At 31.1% G+C, this 21134-nt stretch carries 23 protein-coding genes and 1 tRNA gene; 17 read left to right on the forward strand and 7 right to left on the reverse strand.

Annotated elements, in window-relative coordinates; genetic code table 11:
* Positions 1–20 precede the first annotated feature (20 nt).
* Genes ABIN17_00620 through ABIN17_00640 form a run of 5 tightly spaced genes read left to right on the forward strand, consistent with a single transcriptional unit; the run spans position 21 to position 3367 of the window.
* Positions 21–617, forward strand: coding sequence for a MotA/TolQ/ExbB proton channel family protein (locus tag ABIN17_00620; GenBank protein ID MEO0283564.1), 597 nt, complete (start codon positions 21–23; stop codon positions 615–617).
* On the forward strand, positions 617–1036 hold the full coding sequence (locus ABIN17_00625; GenBank protein ID MEO0283565.1) for a biopolymer transporter ExbD: 420 nt from the start codon (positions 617–619) through the stop codon (positions 1034–1036). The genes ABIN17_00620 and ABIN17_00625 overlap by 1 nt, the downstream gene beginning before the upstream one ends.
* A 1-nt stretch (position 1037) precedes the next feature.
* On the forward strand, positions 1038–1466 hold the full coding sequence (locus tag ABIN17_00630; GenBank protein ID MEO0283566.1) for a biopolymer transporter ExbD: 429 nt from the start codon (positions 1038–1040) through the stop codon (positions 1464–1466).
* Positions 1463–2503, forward strand: a complete 1041-nt coding sequence (locus ABIN17_00635) for an energy transducer TonB (GenBank protein ID MEO0283567.1) — start codon at positions 1463–1465, stop codon at positions 2501–2503. The genes ABIN17_00630 and ABIN17_00635 overlap by 4 nt, the downstream gene beginning before the upstream one ends.
* A 6-nt stretch (positions 2504–2509) precedes the next feature.
* Positions 2510–3367: a hypothetical protein gene (locus ABIN17_00640; GenBank protein ID MEO0283568.1), complete on the forward strand. Its 858-nt coding sequence runs from the start codon at positions 2510–2512 to the stop codon at positions 3365–3367.
* A 9-nt stretch (positions 3368–3376) separates the two neighbouring features.
* Here ABIN17_00640 and ABIN17_00645 read toward each other — a convergent pair whose 3' ends face one another.
* Positions 3377–3964 carry a VTT domain-containing protein gene (locus ABIN17_00645; protein MEO0283569.1) on the reverse strand — a complete coding sequence of 196 codons (588 nt, stop codon included), beginning with the start codon at positions 3962–3964 and terminating at the stop codon, positions 3377–3379.
* Between the two features lie 65 nt (positions 3965–4029).
* On the opposite strand from ABIN17_00645, the gene uvrA reads away from it, so the two are divergent.
* The 3 genes from uvrA to nadA are packed head-to-tail and all read left to right on the forward strand — an operon-like array spanning position 4030 to position 8601.
* On the forward strand, positions 4030–6813 hold the full coding sequence (gene uvrA / locus ABIN17_00650; GenBank protein MEO0283570.1) for an excinuclease ABC subunit UvrA: 2784 nt from the start codon (positions 4030–4032) through the stop codon (positions 6811–6813).
* Positions 6810–7664: a carboxylating nicotinate-nucleotide diphosphorylase gene (gene nadC / locus ABIN17_00655; protein MEO0283571.1), complete on the forward strand. Its 855-nt coding sequence runs from the start codon at positions 6810–6812 to the stop codon at positions 7662–7664. Before uvrA ends, nadC begins: the two co-directional genes overlap by 4 nt.
* Positions 7657–8601, forward strand: a complete 945-nt coding sequence (gene nadA, locus ABIN17_00660; GenBank protein ID MEO0283572.1) for a quinolinate synthase NadA — start codon at positions 7657–7659, stop codon at positions 8599–8601. Before nadC ends, nadA begins: the two co-directional genes overlap by 8 nt.
* A 23-nt stretch (positions 8602–8624) precedes the next feature.
* On the opposite strand, the gene ABIN17_00665 is transcribed toward nadA, so the two are convergent.
* The 6 genes from ABIN17_00665 to ABIN17_00690 all read right to left on the reverse strand — a co-directional run bounded on the left by ABIN17_00665 (position 8625) and on the right by ABIN17_00690 (position 12418).
* Positions 8625–9467 carry a fumarate hydratase gene (locus ABIN17_00665; protein MEO0283573.1) on the reverse strand — a complete coding sequence of 281 codons (843 nt, stop codon included), beginning with the start codon at positions 9465–9467 and terminating at the stop codon, positions 8625–8627.
* Between the two features lies 1 nt (position 9468).
* Positions 9469–10317, reverse strand: a complete 849-nt coding sequence (locus ABIN17_00670) for a TIGR00282 family metallophosphoesterase (protein ID MEO0283574.1) — start codon at positions 10315–10317, stop codon at positions 9469–9471.
* Entirely contained in the window at positions 10304–10951 is a 648-nt protein-coding gene (locus ABIN17_00675; protein MEO0283575.1) for a uracil-DNA glycosylase, read from the reverse strand. Before ABIN17_00675 ends, ABIN17_00670 begins: the two co-directional genes overlap by 14 nt.
* Positions 10952–12118 (reverse strand): bifunctional phosphopantothenoylcysteine decarboxylase/phosphopantothenate--cysteine ligase CoaBC, encoded by a 1167-nt coding sequence (gene coaBC, locus ABIN17_00680; protein ID MEO0283576.1) that lies wholly within the window; start codon positions 12116–12118, stop codon positions 10952–10954.
* Positions 12115–12330, reverse strand: coding sequence for a hypothetical protein (locus ABIN17_00685; protein ID MEO0283577.1), 216 nt, complete (start codon positions 12328–12330; stop codon positions 12115–12117). The genes coaBC and ABIN17_00685 overlap by 4 nt, the downstream gene beginning before the upstream one ends.
* A gap of 15 nt (positions 12331–12345) precedes the next feature.
* A tRNA-Lys gene (locus ABIN17_00690) sits at positions 12346–12418 on the reverse strand.
* A 24-nt stretch (positions 12419–12442) separates the two neighbouring features.
* Between ABIN17_00690 and cdd the strand changes: the two genes are divergently transcribed.
* The 9 genes from cdd to ABIN17_00735 all read left to right on the forward strand — a co-directional run bounded on the left by cdd (position 12443) and on the right by ABIN17_00735 (position 21078).
* A complete protein-coding gene (gene cdd / locus ABIN17_00695; GenBank protein MEO0283578.1) occupies positions 12443–12841 on the forward strand; it encodes a cytidine deaminase in 399 nt (132 codons plus the stop codon).
* Positions 12842–12907: 66 nt separating this feature from the next.
* Positions 12908–13201: a LapA family protein gene (locus ABIN17_00700; protein MEO0283579.1), complete on the forward strand. Its 294-nt coding sequence runs from the start codon at positions 12908–12910 to the stop codon at positions 13199–13201.
* Between the two features lie 2 nt (positions 13202–13203).
* A complete protein-coding gene (locus tag ABIN17_00705) occupies positions 13204–14205 on the forward strand; it encodes a hypothetical protein (protein MEO0283580.1) in 1002 nt (333 codons plus the stop codon).
* Positions 14205–16694, forward strand: a complete 2490-nt coding sequence (gene mutS / locus ABIN17_00710; GenBank protein MEO0283581.1) for a DNA mismatch repair protein MutS — start codon at positions 14205–14207, stop codon at positions 16692–16694. The genes ABIN17_00705 and mutS overlap by 1 nt, the downstream gene beginning before the upstream one ends.
* Before the next feature lie 31 nt (positions 16695–16725).
* Positions 16726–17715: a UDP-3-O-(3-hydroxymyristoyl)glucosamine N-acyltransferase gene (gene lpxD / locus ABIN17_00715; GenBank protein ID MEO0283582.1), complete on the forward strand. Its 990-nt coding sequence runs from the start codon at positions 16726–16728 to the stop codon at positions 17713–17715.
* Positions 17716–17757: 42 nt separating this feature from the next.
* Positions 17758–18180 (forward strand): MgtC/SapB family protein, encoded by a 423-nt coding sequence (locus tag ABIN17_00720; protein MEO0283583.1) that lies wholly within the window; start codon positions 17758–17760, stop codon positions 18178–18180.
* Positions 18177–19124: an NADH-quinone oxidoreductase subunit NuoH gene (gene nuoH, locus ABIN17_00725; GenBank protein ID MEO0283584.1), complete on the forward strand. Its 948-nt coding sequence runs from the start codon at positions 18177–18179 to the stop codon at positions 19122–19124. Before ABIN17_00720 ends, nuoH begins: the two co-directional genes overlap by 4 nt.
* A 3-nt stretch (positions 19125–19127) precedes the next feature.
* Complete coding sequence (fabG, locus tag ABIN17_00730) at positions 19128–19856, forward strand: 3-oxoacyl-[acyl-carrier-protein] reductase (GenBank protein ID MEO0283585.1); 729 nt, start codon at positions 19128–19130, stop codon at positions 19854–19856.
* Positions 19834–21078, forward strand: a complete 1245-nt coding sequence (locus ABIN17_00735) for an asparagine synthetase B (GenBank protein ID MEO0283586.1) — start codon at positions 19834–19836, stop codon at positions 21076–21078. The genes fabG and ABIN17_00735 overlap by 23 nt, the downstream gene beginning before the upstream one ends.
* The last annotated feature ends 56 nt before the right edge of the window (positions 21079–21134 follow it).

The raw sequence follows: 21134 nt of genomic DNA on the forward strand, positions 1-21134 counted from the left end.
AATTAGCTTTAAACCCCTTTATGTTAGTTTTAGAAATTGCCTCACTAATTGCATTATGGGCAATAATTGATAGATTACTTGCATACAGCAGGCTTTCAGAAAAAGAGGAACAGAAATTTATTGATAGAACTAAAATACTTATAGAAAAAGGAAGGTTTGAGGAATTGAAAGCTTTCAGTTCGGCTATTAATAGACCATTCGCAAAGGTAGTTAATCTTCTTGCAGAGAATATTCAATATCCCAAAGAGGTTCTCGAATCAATCTTGGAAAGCGCTTTGATGCTTACAAGACTTGAACTTTCAAAAAAACTAAATATTCTTGGAACAATAAGTTATATTGCTCCACTCCTTGGTCTTCTCGGGACAGTGGTTGGGATAATACAGGCATTCTATTCAGTAGCTAAGATGGGGGCAACAGTAGGACCTGAAGCTATGATGGAAGGTGTTGCTGTTGCTCTTTTGACCACAGCTCTTGGTATTATTATTGCAGTCCCGTGTGCTATAATGTATAATTATTTTAGGAACAAAATTGACCATCTTATGGCAAGAATTGAAGTTTCTGCTGAAGAAATTATGAATTTTATGATCTATGTTAAAGAACAAAGGGAAAAAGTTTAATGAAAAGAAAAAAGGGGTTTTTAAAAGAAAGTGATTTTGAAATAGATTTAACACCTGCAATAAATATCGCTTTAATTTTAGTTTTAATTTTTATAACAGGAGCGGTTACAATATTTCAGACATGGCTTACTGTTTCTTCACCAAAAGTGAAAAAAGCTCCCAATGTTCAGGAACAGACTATGACAGAGTTTAAAGTAAATATTCATCTTTCAGCTGATGGAAACATTCTATTGAATGAAGAGCCGGTGAATTTTAATAAACTTGATTCTTTACTTCCCTATTTACTTATAAGAAGTGCAACTGGACTTGTTCTTGTGAGTGCTGATTCACAGGTAGAACACGGAAAAGTAGTAGAAATTATTGATCTTGCAAAACAAAAAGGAGCAAGGGAAGTTGCTTTATTAAAAAGGGTAAGATGAAATGAATAATAATGAATTTGCCAAAATTAATGTTACACCTTTGTGTGATATTTCCTTTACACTTTTACTTACCCTTATGATTGCAACTACATACCTCGCTATAAAACAAGCTCCTTTCAGGGTGATATTACCTGATGTTGAAACTGTTGAACCAAGAGGTGCAGATGTAGTTACTCTTGATATAGATGAAAGAGGTGAAAAAATTGCTATTAACGGTAAAATAGTATTATGGGATAATTATATAAGTATTTTAAAAGAAGAGGCGGAAAAAGATCCATATAAACTTTTACTTATAAGAGCAGATAAAGGAACTCCTCATGGAATAGTTATGAAAGTTTTATCAGAGATTAAAAAATTGAATGCTGAGCTTACCTTAGAGGATAAAGAAGGATTTAATAAGATTGCATTTGGAACAAGGAAGAAAAAATGAAAGTATCAACTACAAAAGCATATAGGTATATTTATAAAACCCCAAGATATTCAGATCATGTAGGTTTTATAATCTCAATAATAATACATATAATCATATTTTTACTTCTACTTTTAAGACAGGAGATATATACCGAAAGAACTTCCCTTTCTGTTACTTTAATAGAAGAAACAAAAGAGAAAGAAGCAGAGAAAAAGGAAGTTCAAAAGGAGGAAAAGAAACCTGGCCCAGAAGTTAGGCATAAACCCAATTTATTTGCAGCAATTCAACATACAATAGAAAAACCACCTCCGCTTCCAAATATAAATATAAAACAAAGAATTGAAGCACCTAAAATTGAAATTTCAAGAAAATTGTCAATAGAACCTGGTCCAATTGTTCCTTTGAAAAACATAGAGATAAAGTCCGTAACAGAGGAAATAGGACCTCAGGCAAAAATAGATTTAAAGTCTCTTCAAGCAGAGGAAACAGGAATTGGTTCTGAAATAGTTGTAGGTCAGGGTGTAGCAACATCAGAAATATTGAAAAGACCTGCCTATAAGCCAACTATTGATATATCAAAACAGGTTGCTGAAGCTGGACTAGGCACAGGTGGAGCTGCCCCATGGGGTCCTGGTGGAGGAAGTGGTGGAGCTTATGGAAGTGGAAGGATAGAGCTTAAAGTTAAAGCAGAGGAACCTCCTCCACCTCAACCAGTGACCTCTCCTTCTTTTTCTTTAAGACCTGAAACAAAGAAAAAAGAAAAAAAGATAGAAGTTGAAATTTCAGGCTCAATAGCTGGTAGGAAAATTATGAATAAAATTATACCCCAGTATCCCTCCTGGGCAGCTGAAAGAGGTGTTCAGGCTGTTATTACCTTAAAGGTTGAAGTAGAACCTGATGGAACAGTTAGAAAGAATGTTCTTGTTATAGGCACGAGTGGTTACCCAAACTGGGATAATATTGTTAAAGAAGCGGTTCTCTCTTGGAAATTTGAAGCATTACAAGAAAAAGTTATTCAATCAGGTTATATAACTTTTAAGTTTGTTCTTGAATAAAAGAATATGAAAAGAATTTTTAAACTTTTATTTTTAATAATTTCTTTAAATATTTATGGTCAGGGAACTCAAACATCCCAGGAGGAAGTGGAAATAAAAGGTAAGTTCAAAGGTAAAATCAAGGAGAGAAAACCCATATGGAACCTGACCTTTGACCTTTTTGATGCAGCATATGAACCATTCGAAAATAAAGGTTATATCTTTGATAATAGATTTGGAAAAGGGATAATAAAATCTCCTCTTCCTTCTCTTGCTTCAGAAGAGTTGAGAAAACCATGGCTCCAAAGTATAGTTCAGGGAGAAGTTGGAATATTTTATCCCTTTTATGGAAGAGATGTTAAAACCTGGAAACTTACTATACTTGATGCAAAAGGAAACATCTTTAGAGTATATTCAGGAGAGGATGAACCTCCTTCAAAAATTAAATGGGATGGTAGAAATGGAAAAGGGGAAATTTTAGATGTGAGTCTTTTATATTTCTATACTGCTGAGGTTCAGGATGAGGCAGGAAATATTGTAAAAACACCTGAAAAATCCATTAAACTTTCAGGAATTCTCTGGCAGGATGGTGTGAACTGGATAATATCAATTGACGGAAATGAAGTTTTTGAAAAAAATTCAAATAAAATAAAAAATTATAATCTTTTGGAAGAAGTGAGAAGTATCATTAAAGAAAAGGCTAAGGTGAAGGTAGAAGTTATAGTTTATGGTCAGAATCCTGAACTAACAAGAAAAAGATTCGAAACACTGATAAATGATTTGAGAGAAAATTTAAGAATACCAAAGGGGAAAGTCATTTACATGGAAGGATACTTTAAAAGAACAGGTTATGAAACTTCAAGAATTGATTTTATTATACTTTAATTAAAAAATTTATATATTTTTTAAAAGTATAAAACCACCTATTAAAAGTAAGATAAAAATTATAGAGAGTAAATTGAAGTATTTGTTAATAAAATTTTTTATCCCTTCACCATAAATTTTTAAAAGTATTGCAACAGTGAAGAATCTTAAACTCCTTGATAAAATTGATGCTAAAAAAAATATAAAGATGTTTATTTTAAATACACCTGCTGAAACTGTAAAAACCTTATAAGGTATTGGTGTAAAACCAGCTGTAAAAATTGCAAGAAAGGAGTTATTATTATATAGAATGCTAACCCGTTCAAAAGTATGAGCTGAAAAAATGTAAGAAAAAAAGAAATTTTTCGTTAATTCCCATAATCCATATCCGATATAATAACCAATCAAACCACCTGCGACAGAGCAAATTGAACATAAAAAGGCAAAGAAAAGGGCTTTTGTCCTGTTTCCAAGGCACAAAGCCATAAGGAGAGGATCTGGTGGAACAGGGAAAAATATGGCTTCTGTTGTTGAAAAGAAGCACAAAGCAGTAGGGCCACTTTTTTTATCTGCCCAGCTTAATACCCAGTTATATAATTTTTTTAGTGTTTTAAACATTTTAAAAATGGAATTATAACTTATGTAGTGAATTTTTTTAAAATAAAAGTTATAATATTTTCTTAATGAAAAGTGAATATATAAAGGTTTACGGTGCTCGGGAACATAATCTAAAAAACATTAATGTGTTTATTCCAAAAAATAAATTTGTTGTAATTACAGGGATTTCAGGATCCGGAAAATCCTCCCTTGCCTTTGATACATTGTATGCGGAAGGTCAGAGAAGATACCTTGAATCCTTATCCTCTTATGCAAGACAGTTTATAGGTAAGATTGAAAAACCAGATGTAGATTTCATAGAAGGTCTTTCACCAGCCATTGCAATAGAACAGAGAAAGGTTCAAAAAAATCCAAGATCAACTGTAGCCACAGTTACAGAAATATACGATTATCTGAGACTTTTATTTGCAAGGATAGGAGTTCCTTATTGCCCTGAATGTGGAATAAAACTCTCTAAAAGCACAGTTGATGAAATAGTTGATGTTATATTAAAAAGAAAAAATCATAAGGTAATTATACTTAGTCCTCTTGTCAAGGGAAGAAAAGGTGAGTATAAAAATTTGTTTGAAAGATTAAGAAAACAGGGTTGGTCAAGGGTCAGGGTAAATGGTTCTATATACGAATTAAACGAAGTTCCAGAACTTGATAAAAACAAAAAACATAACATTGAACTTATTATTGACAGATTAATTATTAAAGAAGATGCAAGATCAAGAATTGCAGAATCCATAGAGAATGCTTTCAAATACGGTGAAGGAAGGGTAATTGTATATTATTTAGATGATGATAAAGAAGAAATATTTTCAGAGTCCCTCAAATGTCCTAAATGTGATTATTCTCTTCCGGAACTTGAACCAAGACTATTTTCTTTTAATTCACCTTATGGTGCCTGTAAGGAGTGTCACGGATTAGGTTTTAAAAGCGAAATTGATCCTGAACTTATAATAAATCCCTATATTTCAATACTTGAAGGCGCGATAAGACCAATAGGTGAACCTTATGGTTCCCTTTATTATAAACTTTCTAATCTTGCCAGAAGATTTAGAACTTCTCTTGATAAACCATGGAAAGATTTACCAGAAGATTTTAAGAAAAGAGTTCTTTTTGGTGATGAAGATTACTATGATTTTGAAGGCATAATTCCCTTTCTTTTAAGGAAATTTGAAGAAACAGAATCTGATTATGTTTTAGAGGAAATTGAAAAATATATTGTAAAAAAAACATGCCCTGAATGTAAGGGAGCAAGGTTGAATAAAAGTGCCCTCTCTGTAAAAATTAAGGATAAGAATATTTACGATTTAACTAAAATTGATGTAAAAAGTGCAAAGGAATTTTTTGAGAATTTAGATTTAAGTGAAAGAGAAAGGTTGATTGCAGAAAGGATAATAAAGGAAATATATGCAAGATTATGTTTTCTTGATGATGTTGGACTTTATTACCTTACACTCGACAGAACTATGGAGAGTCTATCAGGAGGAGAAGAGCAGAGGGTAAGACTTGCTACACAGATAGGAAGTGGTTTAACAGGTGTTTTATATGTTCTTGATGAACCTTCTATAGGTCTTCATCCAAGGGATAATGAAAAACTTATAAATACTCTTTTAAAGTTAAGGGATTTAGGTAATACAGTTTTAGTTGTAGAACATGACGAACTCACTATAAAACTTGCTGACCATATAATTGATCTTGGTCCTGGAGCAGGTGAGGATGGGGGTTATGTAGTTGCCCAAGGTAGAGTTGAAGATGTAATGAATTCTCCTAATTCAATAACTGGAAAATATTTAAAGGGAGAGTTAAAGATAGAAATTCCTGAAAAAAGAAGAGAACCAAGCGATAGGTGGCTCATTCTTGAAGGGGCAAGGGGATTTAATTTAAAAAATATCACTTTAAAGATACCTCTTGGACTTTTTGTATGTATAACTGGGGTATCAGGTTCAGGAAAAAGTACGCTTATTATTGAAACTCTTTATAAGGCACTTAGAAGAATGCTCTATAACTCACCTGAAATTCCTGCACCCTATGATTCAATAAAAGGAATAAGAAACATTGATAAGGTTATAAACATTGATCAATCACCCATAGGTAGGACTCCAAGATCAAATCCAGCAACCTATACAGGTCTCTTTACACCAATAAGAGAACTTTTTGCCTCTCTTCCTGAAAGTAAAATGAGGGGATATAAACCAGGTAGATTTTCTTTTAATGTTAAAGGTGGAAGGTGCGAAGCCTGCGAGGGTCAGGGTTACAATATTATTGACATGCTTTTTTTACCCAGTGTCCATGTTCCCTGTGAAGTTTGTAAAGGGAAAAGATATAGTAGAGAAACTCTTGAAATAAGGTATAAAGGGAAAAATATAGCAGAAGTCCTTAATATGTCTGTTAAAGAAGCTTACGAATTTTTTGAAAATATTCCCCAGGTCAAAAGAAAACTGGAACTTTTAATGAATGTCGGGCTTTCCTATATTAAATTAGGACAACCTGCAACAACTCTTTCAGGAGGGGAAGCTCAGAGAATAAAACTTGCAAAAGAATTATCAAAAGTAGCTACTGGAAAAACTCTTTACATTCTTGATGAACCAACAACCGGTCTTCATCTTGATGATATAAAAAAACTTCTCAATGTTTTAAAGCTACTTGTCAATAAAGGCAACACTGTAATTGTAATTGAACACCAACTTGATGTCATAAAATCAGCTGACTGGATAATTGACCTTGGACCAGAAGGAGGGGATAAAGGCGGCTACATTATAGTAGAAGGTCCACCCGAAAAAGTCGCAATGTGTGAGGAATCTTACACAGGTAAATTTTTAAGAAAAATTCTGAAAATTGAAGAAAAAGTAAAATTATGAAGAAAATTTATAATTTTATTGGAAGAGAAGAACTTTTAAAAATTGTAAAAAATGCATTAAAGGAGGATATAGGAAAAAGAGATATTACAAGTGAATTAATTTTTAAAAATAATGAAAAGGCAAGATTCTATTTGATCTCAAAAAATAAAGGAATATTCTGTGGCACAGAAATTTTTAATCTTGTTTTTAAAGTTTTAAATAAAAATATTAAAATTGAATGGTTCAAAAATGATGGAGAGTTTATAAAAAATATGGAGAAAGTTGCTAAGTTAGAGGGAGAAATAAAATCAATATTAAAAGGAGAAAGGGTTGCTTTGAATTTTATTTCTCATCTTTCAGGAATTTCAACCCAGGTTTATAATTTAAAAAAGATAGGGGGAGATTTAATAATCAGGGATACAAGAAAAACAATTCCTCTTTTAAGAAAACTTCAAAAATATGCAGTTTATGTTGGAGGAGGTAAAAATCACAGAATGACCCTTTCAGATGGAATTATGATAAAGGATAATCATAAAAAATTAAAAGGCTTAAAAGAAATTTTAGAAATTGTAAAAGAAAAAAAACTTGAAAAAAATACAATTTTAGAAGTAGAAAATATAAAAGAATTAAAACTCGCCCTTCAATACGGAATAAAATACATCATCCTTGATAATATGAAAATTAAGGAGATAAAAGAAGCCCTTAAATTAAAAGATAATAAAACCTTTTTCGAAGCAAGCGGTAATATAAATTTTAAAAATATTAAAAAATATAAAAATCTTGGAATAGATGCAGTTTCATGTGGTTTTTTAACCCATTCTGTTAAAAGTTTTGATTTTTCTCTTGAAGCAGAGGAGGTTCTAATTGGATAAAGAAACAAAGGAAAAAATTGAAAAGATACTTGAGTTAAAGGAGAAAAAGAATGCTTTGATTCTTGCTCATAATTATCAAATTCCTGAAATTCAGGATATTGCAGACTTTGTTGGAGATTCTTTAGGACTTTCTCAAAGGGCAAAGGAAGCTGATAAACCCTTAATAGTTTTCTGTGGTGTTCTTTTTATGGCAGAAACAGCCAAAATTTTGAATCCTGACAAAAAGGTTCTTATTCCGGATTTAGAGGCAGGTTGTTCACTTGTTAATAGTATAACACTTGAAGAATTAAAAAAATGGAAGGAAAAACATAAAGATGCTGTGGTTGTTGGTTATATAAACACTTCTGCGGAAGTTAAGGCAGAGTGCGATTATATATGTACTTCAAGTAATGCAGTAAAAGTTATAGAGGCAATTCCAGAGGATAAAGAAATCCTCTTTTTACCTGATATGTTTCTTGGTTTTTATGTTCAATCAAAAACTAAAAGAAAAAATATTCATATATGGCCTGGAGAATGTCATGTTCATGCTGCAATTAGGCTTGAGGATATAAAAAAAGCCCATTCTGAACACAAAAATGCAGAACTTTTAATACATCCCGAATGTGGATGTTCAACTTCTTGTATGTTTCTTGTTCAAGACGGAACAATAAGAGGTGAAATTTTATCAACAAGTGGAATGATAAAATATGCAAAAAATTCTAATTCTCAAGAGTTTGTTGTTGCAACAGAAATAGGAATTTTGCACCCTTTAAGAAAATCATTGCCCAATAAAAGTTTTTATCCTGTAAGTGAGAATGCAATTTGTGAATATATGAAAAAAATTACAGTTGATAAATTATTAAAGAGTCTTGAAGAGGAAATATATGAAGTTATTGTTCCGGAAGAAATTGTGGAGAAGGCACGAAAGAGTATAGAGAGAATGCTTTCAATATGTTAAAAACTTAAGTATTTATATTTATACTAAAGAATAACTTCCTCTCTTCTGTCTGAATGGCATTGTATATTTACTGCTACTGGTAAAGAAGTAATGTGGCACGGATAAGTTTCAATATGAACATCAAGGGCTGTTATTCTGCCTCCGAGTCCCATAGGTCCTATTCCCAGTTTATTAATCTCTTCAAGCAATTCTTCTTCAAATTGTGCATAAAAGGGATCAGGATGCCTTTGGCCAAGTGGCCTTATGGTAGCTTTTTTAGCAAGAAAAGCGCAATACTCAAAGGTTCCTCCTATACCAACGCCTACAACAATAGGGGGACATGGATTTGAGCCAGCTTTTTTTACTGTTTCAATTACAAATTTTTTTATACCTTCTTTTCCTTCTCCAGGAAGAAGCATTTTAAAGGCACTCATATTTTCACTTCCACCACCTTTTGGTTCAAGGACTATTCTTAGTTTATCTCCTTTAACAATATCAAAATGAATAACAGGGGGAGTATTGTCTCCTGTATTTTTTCTTCTTAAAGGGTCTTCAACAATTGATTTTCTTAAATAACCCTCAGTATAACCTCTCCTTATACCTTCAATAAGAGCATCTTTTAGCGAACCTCCTTCAATTTTAACATCTTCACCGATTTCTACAAATAAAACTGCAAAACCTGTGTCCTGACATAGGGGTTTTGAATCCTCTTTTGCTACTTCAATATTTTTTAATATCTGGAATAATATTTCTTTACCGAAATCGGATTCTTCTTTTTCATAGGCTTTTTTTAATGCTTCTACCACATCTGGTTTAAGTTCATTGGTTGCCTTTATGCACATATTTTTGACTTCTTCTACAATTTTTTCATATTTTATTTCCTTCATTTTATCCCTCCCTTAATTTTATAACATTATAATTATAATCCGAAGATTCAATTTTGAGTAAAAACTCATTGTTTATTTTTCTTATCTGAATTCTATTTATTCTATGGCACATAAAATTATCCCTTCTTATTTCAATTAAACAAGCATCAAGACCTTCATTTAATTTGGCAGGCTCAAAGGCATAGGGGATACCTGTCAAAAACCTCTCTATAATTGGTTCTTTTTCCCCGCCAATTATAGAATCAAAACTTCCTGTCATACCAACATCGGTTATATATCCTGTTCCCTTTGGTAAAATAACATTATCAGAAGTTTGAATATGGGTATGTGTTCCTATAACAGCACTCACCCTTCCATCTGCATAAAGTCCAAAGGCAAGTTTTTCAGAGGTTGCTTCAGCATGAAAATCCACTATAATGGGTAATTTAATTTTTTTTAAAACTTCATCAAGTTTTCTGAAAGGACAATCAAGGGGATTCATAAAAACTCTTCCCATTAAATTTACCACATAAAGTTCAATTCCGTATATGTTGAATTTTGCAAACCCTCTTCCTGGGACTGTATCAGGATAATTGAGCGGTCTTAAAATATTTTCCTTTATATCTATCCATCTCAAAACCTCTTTTCTATCCCATATATGATTGCCACTTGTAAGGCAATCTACTCCACAATTTACTATCTCATTATAAATCTTTTCTGTAATTCCATTTCCATGGGCAGCATTTTCAATATTTGCAATAACAAATTTGATTTTGAAATTTTTTTTTATAAGAGGGACAAATTTTTTTAATGCAATTCTTCCTGCCTTACCTACAATATCACCTATAAAAAGTATATTAAGGGTATCCATTCATATAAATATTTTTTGCCAAAATAAGGTCTCTTAAAAGAAGTTCTTCTTCTTCTGGATTTTTTAAAATTCTTGAAGGGTGAAGAGTTATCACAACTTTAATGTTTTTATAATCATATACAAGACCTCTTTCTTTTTTTACTGAGATTTTTTTACCTGTTAATACATAGGAGGCATATCTTCCCAGTGCCACTATCACCCTTGGCTTTATTATTTCAATCTGTTTTTCTAAAAAGGGAAAACACATTTTTAACTCATTTTCTTCAGGATCTCTGTTCATTGGTGGCCTACACTTTATTGTATTCATTATATAAACTCCTTCTCTTCTTATTCCTGCTTTTTTCATTATTTCATTTAATTTTTTACCAGCTTTTCCAACAAAGGGAATACCCTTTTTATCCTCTTCCTGACCCGGTGCTTCTCCAACAAAAACAAATCCTGTAAAAGGATTTCCATCTCCAAAAACTGTATTAGTTCTTGTTTTATGTAAGGGACATCTTTTACATTTAGAAACCCTTTTTTCCAATCTTTTTAAGACTTCCTCTACTTTCAGATTATCTTTTTCGAGTATTATTTCTTTTTCACCAATTAATTCTTTTAAATAGAAAAAAATATCATAAGCACTTATTTTCATTTAAATAATCTCTGAAATTTTTTTAACAATTTCAAAAGCTCCTTTAACTTTTGGAATATTTCCAAAATCAAATACCTTCTTGTCTTTTGTTATAATTTTAAGATCAATAAAATCCGAGGAAATGGTTTGAATTGTATTTAAAATTATTAAATCAAGATTCTTTTCTTTCAGTTTATTGTAAGCAACTTCAATATCAGGCTTTTCTTCAAGTGCAAAACCGATAAATTTTGTTTTATTTTTTAACTTTGAAATTTCTCTTAAAACATCCACATTTTTCTCAAGTTCCAAATTCAATTTTTCTATATTTTTCTTTATTTTACCTTTAAATTTTTCTTTGGGTTTAAAATCAGATAAAGCAGCACACATTATAAGGGCATCATAACTTTCTTTTTTAAGTTCTTCCGTGAGTATTTTTAAGAAATCTATAGTACTATTTGCCTTTATAAAATCTGATGGAACTTCAAAATCTGTTTTACCTGCTATAACTTTTAATTTTGCTCCTTTTATTTTTAAAACTTTATAAAGGGAAAAACCCATTTTACCAGAAGATTTATTTGTAATAACCCTCACATCGTCTATTTCTTCTTCTGTTCTTCCAAAGGTTAATAAAATTTTTTTACCCTTTAGTTTATTTTTAATTTCAATAACTTTTTCGATTTCTTCTAACAGCTCTTCTGGTTCTTTGAGTCTTCCTTTTCCTTCGGTTAAGTCTGACATCTGGCCTTCAATGGGTTCAATAACATAAACTCCCATATTTAAAAGATTTAAAATATGTTTTTGAAGAATTTCATTTTCATAAAGAGTGGGATGCATACAGGGAGCAACTACCTTAGGCACAATTGCAGAATGAAATAAAAGGGATAAAAGGTCATCGGCGAGACCAAGAGAAACTTTTGATATGAAATTAAAAGAAGCAGGAATAACAGCGATTAAATCACATTCCCTTGACAATTTTATATGTAAGGGAATTTCATTTTCTTCAAGTTCAAACATATCATAATAAACTTTTTCCTTTAAAAGAGAAGTAAGGGATAGGGGGGTGACAAAATTAAGTGCACTTTTTGTTAAAACTGGGATTACTCTGTGTCCTTTTTTTAATAAAAGTCTTCCAAGTTCTATTGATTTAAAAGCTGCAATACTTCCGGTTATACCTAATATTATTTTCAAATCGCTCCCTTTCTTATCTCAATCTCACCCTTTTCATATTGTTTTAGAGCATCAATAATTGATTTTTTTCCAGGTGAATCTATACCTGTTCCAAAAAGTTCTTTTAGTATTTTTCTTGTTTCTTTCATAACAATAACAATACCTTTAAACTTGTTTGCTTCTCTTTTTAAAATATCTTCTATAGTATAATCCCTTAAATTTTCCTTTTGCATTTTTAAAATAAATTATGGGCCGTCCGGGATTCGAACCCGGGACCCCTGGATTAAAAATCCAGTGCTCTGCCTGCTGAGCTAACGGCCCGAGTTTTTTATTATAATATTAATTATGAAAAAAATTCAAGAGGAAATCTTTAAACTTTATAAATTGGCTTGTAATGTAAGGAAAAAAGCTTATGCTCCTTATTCAAATTTCAAGGTTGGTGCGGTTTTGAAAACTAAAAAGGGGAAAATATATACGGGTTCAAATGTTGAAAATTCTTCCTTTGGTTTAACTGTATGTGCTGAAAGAATCGCCATTTTTAAAGCTGTAAATGATGGAATAAGGGAATTTGATTTTATAGCAATATGTGCAGATAAGGAAGTTTTTCCCTGTGGAGCTTGTCTACAAGTTATGAATGAATTCTCTCCTGAAATGAAAATAATATTAAAAGTAAATAAAAAAATAAAAGCTTATAAATTAAAGGAACTTTTGCCTTTTGGTTTTGATAAAAATTTTTTCTTATAATAAAATATGACTACTATCCGATTAATTTTTGGGCTTTTTATCTTTTTTTTTCTCCTTTTCATTTTTTTGCAAAATGCTGAGGAGAGAGTTAATTTATACCTTTTAAAGTATTCCTTTAATGATATTCCCCTCTTCTGGGTAATTTTCTTTTCCTTTCTTGCTGGTTCTATTTTTGTTATTCTTCTTGCAATTTACCAGGAGATAAAATTCAGATGGCGACTTTTTAGAAAGAATATTGAAATAAGTAATTTAAAAAAGGAAATAAATGATTTGAGGAGAATGATCGCTGAAGAAACAGGTTATAAAGAAGTAAGCCCAGAAGAATCTGAAAAAAGAGAAAATTTTTCTGAAGAGGAATAAAAATGAGATTTCTGTTTTTTAGAAAAAATTTTACCCTTGAAAAATTAATCAAAAGATTTAAAAAGGGAAAAGAGTTAGATTTTGAAGAGTATTTAAAGCTTGGTGATTACTATAGAGAGAATGGATTTTATGCAAAAGCTTTGAGAATACATTTAAGTCTTGATATAAAAAAAGACCTTACAGAACTTCAAAGAGCAAAACTTGACAAATCCATCGGGCTTGATTACCTGAATCTTTATCAATTTAAAGAAGCAATAAATCATCTTTTAAAAGCAGATAATTATTTTAAAGGTGAAGATGAAGAGGTAAGGAATGCTCTCTTAAGAGCTTATGAATTTTCAGGTGACTGGGATTCAGCCTGTGAACTTAAAAAGGAGATTTTTATCTCAAATAAAGTATATTCTGATGAAAAAATGGCTCTTTATTATTTATATGCAGCTGAAGATCTTTTAAAAAGGGGGAATTTAAGAAAAGCAAAAAAATTTGTAAGAGAGGCTTTAAAACTTAATGAGCATATACCGGAAGCCAATTATTTTCTTGCAGAAGTTGAAGAAAACTTGATAAGAAAACTTGAGTATTATGAGAAAATAGCAGATATATTTCCTTATCTTGTATACAGAAAGCTTGTTAAACTTAAAGAAAAGTTTTATGAAGAAGGAAAGATGGAAGAACTATTTGATTATCTTAAGAAAAGTGAAAGTTTATATCTTAAAGCCTTCCTTGTTCCACTTTTGATTCAAAAAGGTAATTATGAAGAGGCAAAAGGTATTATAAAAAATTTAAGTTCAGAAAAGGATGAAATTTTTTTAAATCTTATTCTTTTAATACAGGCAGTAGAACTTAACTATGAAGAGGAAATAAAAAAACTTACAGGAAAAATAGAAAGAGATTTAAAACAGATTCCATTTATATGTACAAGTTGTAAAAAGGAGTACACAGAATATAGATTTCGTTGTGAAAACTGTGGGAAAACAAGGAAACTTGTTCTTAAAATAAAAATTTAATGGAATTAACTCCTCTTTTAAAGCAATATCATAAAATCAAAAAGGAGTATTCTAAAGAACTTCTTTTTTTCAGAATGGGAGATTTTTATGAGCTATTTTATGAGGATGCGAAAATAGCTGCAAAGGAACTTTCAATAACATTAACTTCTAAACCTTTTGGTAAAAATTTAAGAGTTCCACTTGCAGGAGTTCCTGTTAAGGCTGCTGAAAGTTATATAAAGGAATTATTAAAAAAAGGCTACAGTGTCGCTATTTGTGAGCAGGTTGAAGAAGGAAAGGAACTTATGTTAAGAGAAGTTGTTGAAGTTTTAACACCTGGAACTGTTACTTTACCCTCTTTGCTTTCACCAGACCAAAATATTTTTATATTATCTTTATATCCCTATGATAAGTTCTTCGGAGTCGCTTATGCTGATATCACTACAGGTGAGCTTAGGGCAGGTCTCTTGGAAAAGGATGATTTTTATAATTTCATTTACAGTTTAAAACCCAAAGAAGTTCTTGTTCCTCAAGATTTTGAATTAAATGGTTTTATAACAACTACCTTTGATAAAAATCTTTATAGTATTGATACTGCTGAAGAAAGAGTAAAAAATTTTTTTGGAGTAAATAGTGTAGAAGGTTTTGGTTTAAAAAAGGACAATAGCTTAATTAGCCTTTCTCATTTACTTGATTATCTTGTTATTAAAAAAAAATCAGGGCTGGAGCATTTAAGACTTAAGGTTCTTGAAAGAGGAGATTTTCTAATTCTTGATTCCATTACAATTAAAAATCTTGAAATAGTAGATAAAATTCACCCTGAAAGTAAATCCTTATTTGAAGTAATCAATTTTACAAAAACAGGAATGGGAGCAAGACTTTTAAAAAAAAGTCTTCTCTTTCCCTTACAAAATAAAGAAAAAATTGAAAAAAGATATGAAGCTGTTAAAGAACTTGTTGAAAAACCTTTTTTAAGAAAAACAATCTCTGAAATTTTATCAGATTTTATAGATTTTGAAAGAGTTCTATCAAGAATTGTAAAACTTAAAGCACCCCCATCAGAGGTTTATAAACTTTCAAACAATTTTTTTGAATTAGCAAAACTTAAAGAAGCTCTTTCAACCTGCACGAGTAAATTATTACTTGAAATATATGATAATTTACACGATTTAAGTAATTTAGCAAATCTCATTCAAACCTATTTAAAAGATAATCCTTCAAATCCCGGTGAAGGTAATTGTATCAGAGGGGGTATTTCAGAAGAACTGGATGAACTTTTAGAATTAAAAAATAACTCAGCAAAAAAATTAAAAGAAATAGAAGAAAGAGAGAAAGAAAGAACAGGTATTCCTAATCTCAAGGTTAAATACAATCAGGTAATGGGTTTTTTTATAGAAGTAACAAAATCCTATTTAGACCGTGTTCCATCAGACTATATCAGAAAACAAACCTTGACCCAGGCAGAAAGATTTGTTACAGAGGAGTTAAAGAATCTTGAAGTAAAAATACTTTCAGCAGAGGAAAGAATAAAAGAAATTGAAAATTATCTTTATGAAGAGCTTTTAAAAAAAATTAAAGATGAAAAGGATAAAATACTTGATATTTCTGAGAATATTGCTTTGCTTGACCTTTTGCTCTGTTTCTCAGAAGTTGCAATAAAATTCAATTACAAAAAACCTGAAATAACCCATGAAAAAGAAATTATATTAAAAAATTCAAGGCATCCTGTTGTTGAGCATACAGTATCTGAATTTGTTCCTAATGACATAGTTATCACACCTGATAAATTTTTTGTTTTAATAACAGGACCAAATATGGGTGGCAAATCGACCTTTATAAGACAGGTTGCTTTATGTGTTATACTTGCTCATGCAGGGTCCTTTATACCTGCTGAGGAAGCAAGGATTGGTCTTGTTGATAGAATTTTTACACGGATTGGAGCATCAGATGATGTGGCAAGAGGTATCTCAACATTTTATGCTGAAATGCTTGAAGTAGCCCAGATTTTAAATAATGCTACAGAGAAAAGTTTAATTTTACTTGACGAGATTGGAAGGGGGACTTCAACCTATGATGGACTCAGTATTGCCTGGGCTGTTTCTGAGGATATAATAAAGAGAATTAAGGCAAGAACACTTTTTGCCACTCATTATCATGAGCTCACAACACTCGCAGAGAATTATACTGAAATTAAAAATTTATATACCCAAGTAAAAGAATGGAAAGGTGAGGTTATTTTTTTGAGAAAAATACTTGAAGGTTCAATGGATAGAAGCTACGGAATTTATGTTGCAAAACTTGCTGGAATACCTAAACATGTGGTGGAAAGAGCAAGGGAAATTTTACAGAATTTAGAAAGTAAAAGAAAGATACTTAAATTTAATAAAAAACAGCTTGAACTTTTTGAAAAACCCGATACTTTAAGGGAATTTATTGAAAAAATAAATCCTGATGAGATTTCTCCCAAAGAAGCACTTGAGATTATTTATAAATTAAAAAGTTTAAAATAAGGTTCAAACCCTTTTTTCTTTATTTATTTAGATGAAAATAAAAGATATAGCAGAAATTTTAAATGGTAAAATTTTAGGTGATCCAGAATTAGATATAAAAGGAGTTTTACCCCCTGAAAGTAATAAGGAGGACTATATTTCCGTAGTCTATGAGAAAAAATACGAAGGGAAAAAATTTTATGCTGTTGTGACAAAGGAGGATTTCCTTAAGAACCTTAAATTTAAATCAGCAATAATTGTTGATAATCCCAAGGAAAAGCTTATTAAACTTTTAAGTTTATTTGAGGAAAAAGAAGAAGAAAGATTTCTTATTCATGAAACATCAATCATTTCAAAAGATGCTGAGATTGAAAGGGATGTTTATATTGGTCCATATTGTGTTATTGAAAAAAATGTAAAAATAAAAAGGGGGGCCAAACTTTTAGCCTTTGTTTATGTTGGAAAAAATTCTTTTATTGATGAAAACACGATTATTTATCCTTTTGTTTCAATAGAAAAAAATGTGAAAATAGGAAAAAGATGTATTATCCATTCAGGAACAGTTCTTGGTTCAGATGGTTTTGGTTATGAAAAAATAGGAGAAAAAATTTTAAAAATTCCTCAAATTGGCTTTGTTCATATAGATGATGATGTAGAAATAGGTGCAAATGTTTGTGTTGACAGGGCTGTAATGGGAGAAACTTATATAGGGAAGGAGGTCAAAATTGATAACCTCTGTCAGATTGCTCACAATGTAAAAATTAATGAAAGGACAATAATTGCCTCACAGACAGGTATAGCAGGAAGTTCTGAAATTGGGAAAGATTGTTTGATAGCAGGTCAGGTTGGTATAAAAGACCATGTAAAAATAGGTGATAGAGTTATTCTGACAGCACAAACAGGTGTGAGTAAGGATATTCCTGATGATAAAATTTATTCAGGTTATTTTGCAAGAGAACACAAACTTGTCTTAAAGGCTATGAATATACTGTATGAGTTACCACTTTACTGGGAAAAATTAAAAAAACTCGTGAAGGAATAAATTGTCTTGAATATTTAAGCTTTTGAAAATTATAATTTTTACATGAAAGAAAATGAGATTTTGATGAGGCTTTTTGTTTCTTTTATTCTTTCAGGTATTATAGGTCTTGAAAGAGAATTATCGGGTAAACTTGCAGGTTTAAGAACGCATATTTTAGTTGGACTTGGTTCAACCGTTTATGCTCTTGTTTCAATTCTTGTAAATTCACAAAGTGGAACTGTTGATCCTTCAAGAGTTGCGGCTCAGGTTGTTTCAGGTATAGGTTTTATAGGAGCAGGAGCAATTTTCAGGGATGAAGATAAAATAAGAGGTTTAACAACAGCTTCAGATATATGGGTGATGGGAGCTATTGGGCTTTCTATAGGTCTTGGTTATTTTATTATGGCTCTTATTACGACTTTTCTGGTTTTAATAGTTCTAATTGGTGGAGCATGGGTTGAAAAAAAGGCTTTAAGAACAAAATGATTGATATTATTTTAAAAGGAACTTTATACCTTATTGTTTTAACAGGAATTGCTGCATATCTTACATATTTTGAAAGAAAGTTACTTGCTTATTTTCAGGATAGAATAGGTCCAAATAGAGCAGGACCGAAAGGAATATTGCAACCCCTTGCAGATGCAATAAAATTATTTTTTAAAGAAGATATAACCCCTTCAAAAGTCACTTCTAAGTTCCTATATTTTTTAGCACCAATTTTAACAGCCACTTTTGCTATTGCTCCATTTTTTCTAATTCCCCTTTCTCCTTCAGGTCCTTTTCCTGATATAAATCTTTCCCTTTTACTTATAGTAATTTTATCCTCAATAGGACTTTATGGTGTTGTATTTGGTGGTTATTCTTCAGCCAGTAAATACTCTGTTATTGGAGGAATTAGAGGAGCTCTTATGCTTTTTTCTTTTGAAACAGCACTTTTAATTACTATTTTGAGTGTTGCTTATCAGGCTGGAAGCTTATCTTTAAGAGAAATTGTTGAGGCTCAAAAAATTCCCTTTATTTTTCCTCAGTTTATAGGTTTTTTAATTTTTATAATTACTGGTTTTATGGAAACAAAGAGACTTCCTTTTGATATTCCAGAGGCAGAATCAGAATTAACAGGAGGATTTCATACAGAATACAGTTCGCTTAAATTTGCTTTTTTCTTTCTCGGTGAGTACCTTCATATACTCCTTGTTTCATCTCTTATAGTTACCTTTTATCTGGGGGGATGGAAATTTTTCTTTTTACCTTCTTTTATTGGATTTATTTTAAAGGTAATTCCCTTTGTTTTCTTCTTCATATGGGTAAGAGCTTCCCTTCCAAGATTTAGATTTACCGATGCTCTTGAAATTGGGTGGAAAATTTTGTTACCCCTTTCATTTTTGAATTTTTTAATAACCCTCTTATGGGAATCATTAAAGGGAGGTTAAAAAATGCTTGAAAATAAAATTGCAATTGTTACAGGTGCAAGTGATGGAATAGGAAAAAGTATAGCAATTTCTTTTTCAAAATATGGTGCAAAAGTTATAGGAGTGGGTAGAAATGAAGATAAATTAAAAGAAGTTTTTGAAAATATTAAAGAAGGTTACTATATTAAATGTGACCTTTCCAAAAAAGAAGAAATGGATAAATTCGTAGAAGAAATAAAAAGTAAAGAAGAAAGAATTGATATTCTTGTTAATAATGCAGGAATAACAAAAGATAATTTATTATTAAGATTAAAAGATGAAGATTTTAATGAAATTATTAATGTAAATTTAAAGTCAATTTTTATTCTTTCAAGGGAGATTTCAAAATTGATGATAAAAGAAAAAAGGGGAGTGATAATAAATATTTCTTCTGTTGTTGGTTTAACAGGTAATGCTGGTCAGAGCATTTATTCTCTGACAAAATCAGGAATTATTGGTTTTACAAAATCTCTTGCAAAAGAACTGGGAGGAAGAAACATAAGAGTCATAGCAGTTGCTCCTGGATACATTGAAACTAAAATGACTGAAAACCTACCTGAAGAAATAAAGAAAAGATACCTTGAAAGTATACCTTTGAAAAGAGCAGGAAAACCTGAAGAAGTTGCAGAACTTGTTTCATTTCTTGCGTCGGATAAAGCAAGTTATATAACTGGAACCTGTATCGTAATAGATGGAGGAATGTCAGGATTTTGAAATGATTATCAAATTTTTGTTAATTTCACAATACCTTCTTATCCCGATGGATGAAACCCAGACAGACCATTTAAAAGCCTACGGGGTAGTTTACAGGAGTTTACAAAAGGGAATTAATTTTGACTGGCTTCTAAATTATAGGGGTGGGTCCTTTATGGCTGAATATTCAAAGGAAGTTGAGGATGAGTGTTTACAGAATTCTGTTTATTACGAAATAATTTCAAGCACAAAAGCATCAAATATTTATTCCTTTATTGAGGAAAATAACATGAATGCTTTAAGACTTGAAGTAGCACCTAAACTTGCTGTTTATGCACCGCCATACACAGAACCCTGGGACGATGCTGTTGAACTTGTTTTAAAATATGCAAATGTTCCCTATGAGAGAATCTGGGATAATGATATACTTGAAGGTAAACTCGAAAAATATGACTGGCTCCATTTGCATCATGAAGATTTTGCAGGAATGTATGGAAAATTTGAAGTTCCCTATGGTAATGCACCTTGGTATAAAACGATGAAAGAAAAGGATAATGAAGTTGCGAAAAAGTATGGATTTAAAAATGGACCTCTTATGAAACAGAAAGTAGCAATAAAAATAAAGGAGTATGTTGAAAATGGTGGTTTTCTATTTTCTATGTGTTCAGGTCCTATTACCCTTGATGTAGCTCTTGCTTCAATCGGTTTTGATATATGGGATGTTCCTTATGATGGTGATGGTTATGACCCTTTAGCGAATGAAAAATTGATTTTTAGTAATACACTTGCTTTTAAGGATTTTAAAATTTATATGAGTTATTTAAATGAGGAAGTATCTGATATAGATGTTACACAGGAAGCAGATAAAAGAGGACCTGATGTATGTTTTAAACTTTTTGAGTTTTCAGCAAAATATGATCCTGTTCCTACACTATTGACTCAGAATCATGTTAATTGTATAAAAGAATTTCTTGGAAGGGACACTGGTTTTAGAAAGAATAAATTAAAATCAAATGTGGTTGTTCTTGCTGAGGTGGAAGGAACTGATGAAGCAAAATATATTTATTCAAATTTTGGAAAGGGTTTTTTTACTTATTATGGAGGGCATGACCCTGAAGATTTTAAGCATTTTGTTGGTGATCCACCAACAGATTTATCAAAACATAAAAATTCCCCTGGTTATAGACTTATTTTAAATAACATATTATTTCCTGCTGCTCAACCTCAGAAATTGAAAACATAATTTCAGGGATTTTTGATTCAAAAGAGTGGAGAGATTGTTTTTATATTTTTAAGAAT

The organism is candidate division WOR-3 bacterium (assembly GCA_039803925.1).
In the GTDB taxonomy this organism is placed as follows: Bacteria; Hydrothermota; Hydrothermia; order Hydrothermales; family JAJRUZ01; genus JBCNVI01.

Coding starts and splice junctions, on each gene's coding strand:
- ABIN17_00630 (MEO0283566.1), top strand. CDS start 1,038: ATGAATAATAATGAATTTGCCAAAATTAATGTTACACCTTTGTGTGAT.
- nadC (MEO0283571.1), top strand. CDS start 6,810: ATGAAGAAAATTTATAATTTTATTGGAAGAGAAGAACTTTTAAAAATT.
- nuoH (MEO0283584.1), top strand. CDS start 18,177: ATGATTGATATTATTTTAAAAGGAACTTTATACCTTATTGTTTTAACA.
- ABIN17_00635 (MEO0283567.1), top strand. CDS start 1,463: ATGAAAGTATCAACTACAAAAGCATATAGGTATATTTATAAAACCCCA.
- cdd (MEO0283578.1), top strand. CDS start 12,443: ATGAAAAAAATTCAAGAGGAAATCTTTAAACTTTATAAATTGGCTTGT.
- fabG (MEO0283585.1), top strand. CDS start 19,128: ATGCTTGAAAATAAAATTGCAATTGTTACAGGTGCAAGTGATGGAATA.
- ABIN17_00675 (MEO0283575.1), bottom strand. CDS start 10,951: ATGAAAATAAGTGCTTATGATATTTTTTTCTATTTAAAAGAATTAATT.
- uvrA (MEO0283570.1), top strand. CDS start 4,030: ATGAAAAGTGAATATATAAAGGTTTACGGTGCTCGGGAACATAATCTA.
- ABIN17_00670 (MEO0283574.1), bottom strand. CDS start 10,317: ATGGATACCCTTAATATACTTTTTATAGGTGATATTGTAGGTAAGGCA.
- lpxD (MEO0283582.1), top strand. CDS start 16,726: ATGAAAATAAAAGATATAGCAGAAATTTTAAATGGTAAAATTTTAGGT.
- ABIN17_00620 (MEO0283564.1), top strand. CDS start 21: ATGTTAGTTTTAGAAATTGCCTCACTAATTGCATTATGGGCAATAATT.
- ABIN17_00705 (MEO0283580.1), top strand. CDS start 13,204: ATGAGATTTCTGTTTTTTAGAAAAAATTTTACCCTTGAAAAATTAATC.
- mutS (MEO0283581.1), top strand. CDS start 14,205: ATGGAATTAACTCCTCTTTTAAAGCAATATCATAAAATCAAAAAGGAG.
- ABIN17_00625 (MEO0283565.1), top strand. CDS start 617: ATGAAAAGAAAAAAGGGGTTTTTAAAAGAAAGTGATTTTGAAATAGAT.
- ABIN17_00735 (MEO0283586.1), top strand. CDS start 19,834: ATGGAGGAATGTCAGGATTTTGAAATGATTATCAAATTTTTGTTAATT.
- ABIN17_00640 (MEO0283568.1), top strand. CDS start 2,510: ATGAAAAGAATTTTTAAACTTTTATTTTTAATAATTTCTTTAAATATT.
- ABIN17_00645 (MEO0283569.1), bottom strand. CDS start 3,964: ATGTTTAAAACACTAAAAAAATTATATAACTGGGTATTAAGCTGGGCA.
- ABIN17_00685 (MEO0283577.1), bottom strand. CDS start 12,330: ATGCAAAAGGAAAATTTAAGGGATTATACTATAGAAGATATTTTAAAA.
- ABIN17_00720 (MEO0283583.1), top strand. CDS start 17,758: ATGAAAGAAAATGAGATTTTGATGAGGCTTTTTGTTTCTTTTATTCTT.
- ABIN17_00665 (MEO0283573.1), bottom strand. CDS start 9,467: ATGAAGGAAATAAAATATGAAAAAATTGTAGAAGAAGTCAAAAATATG.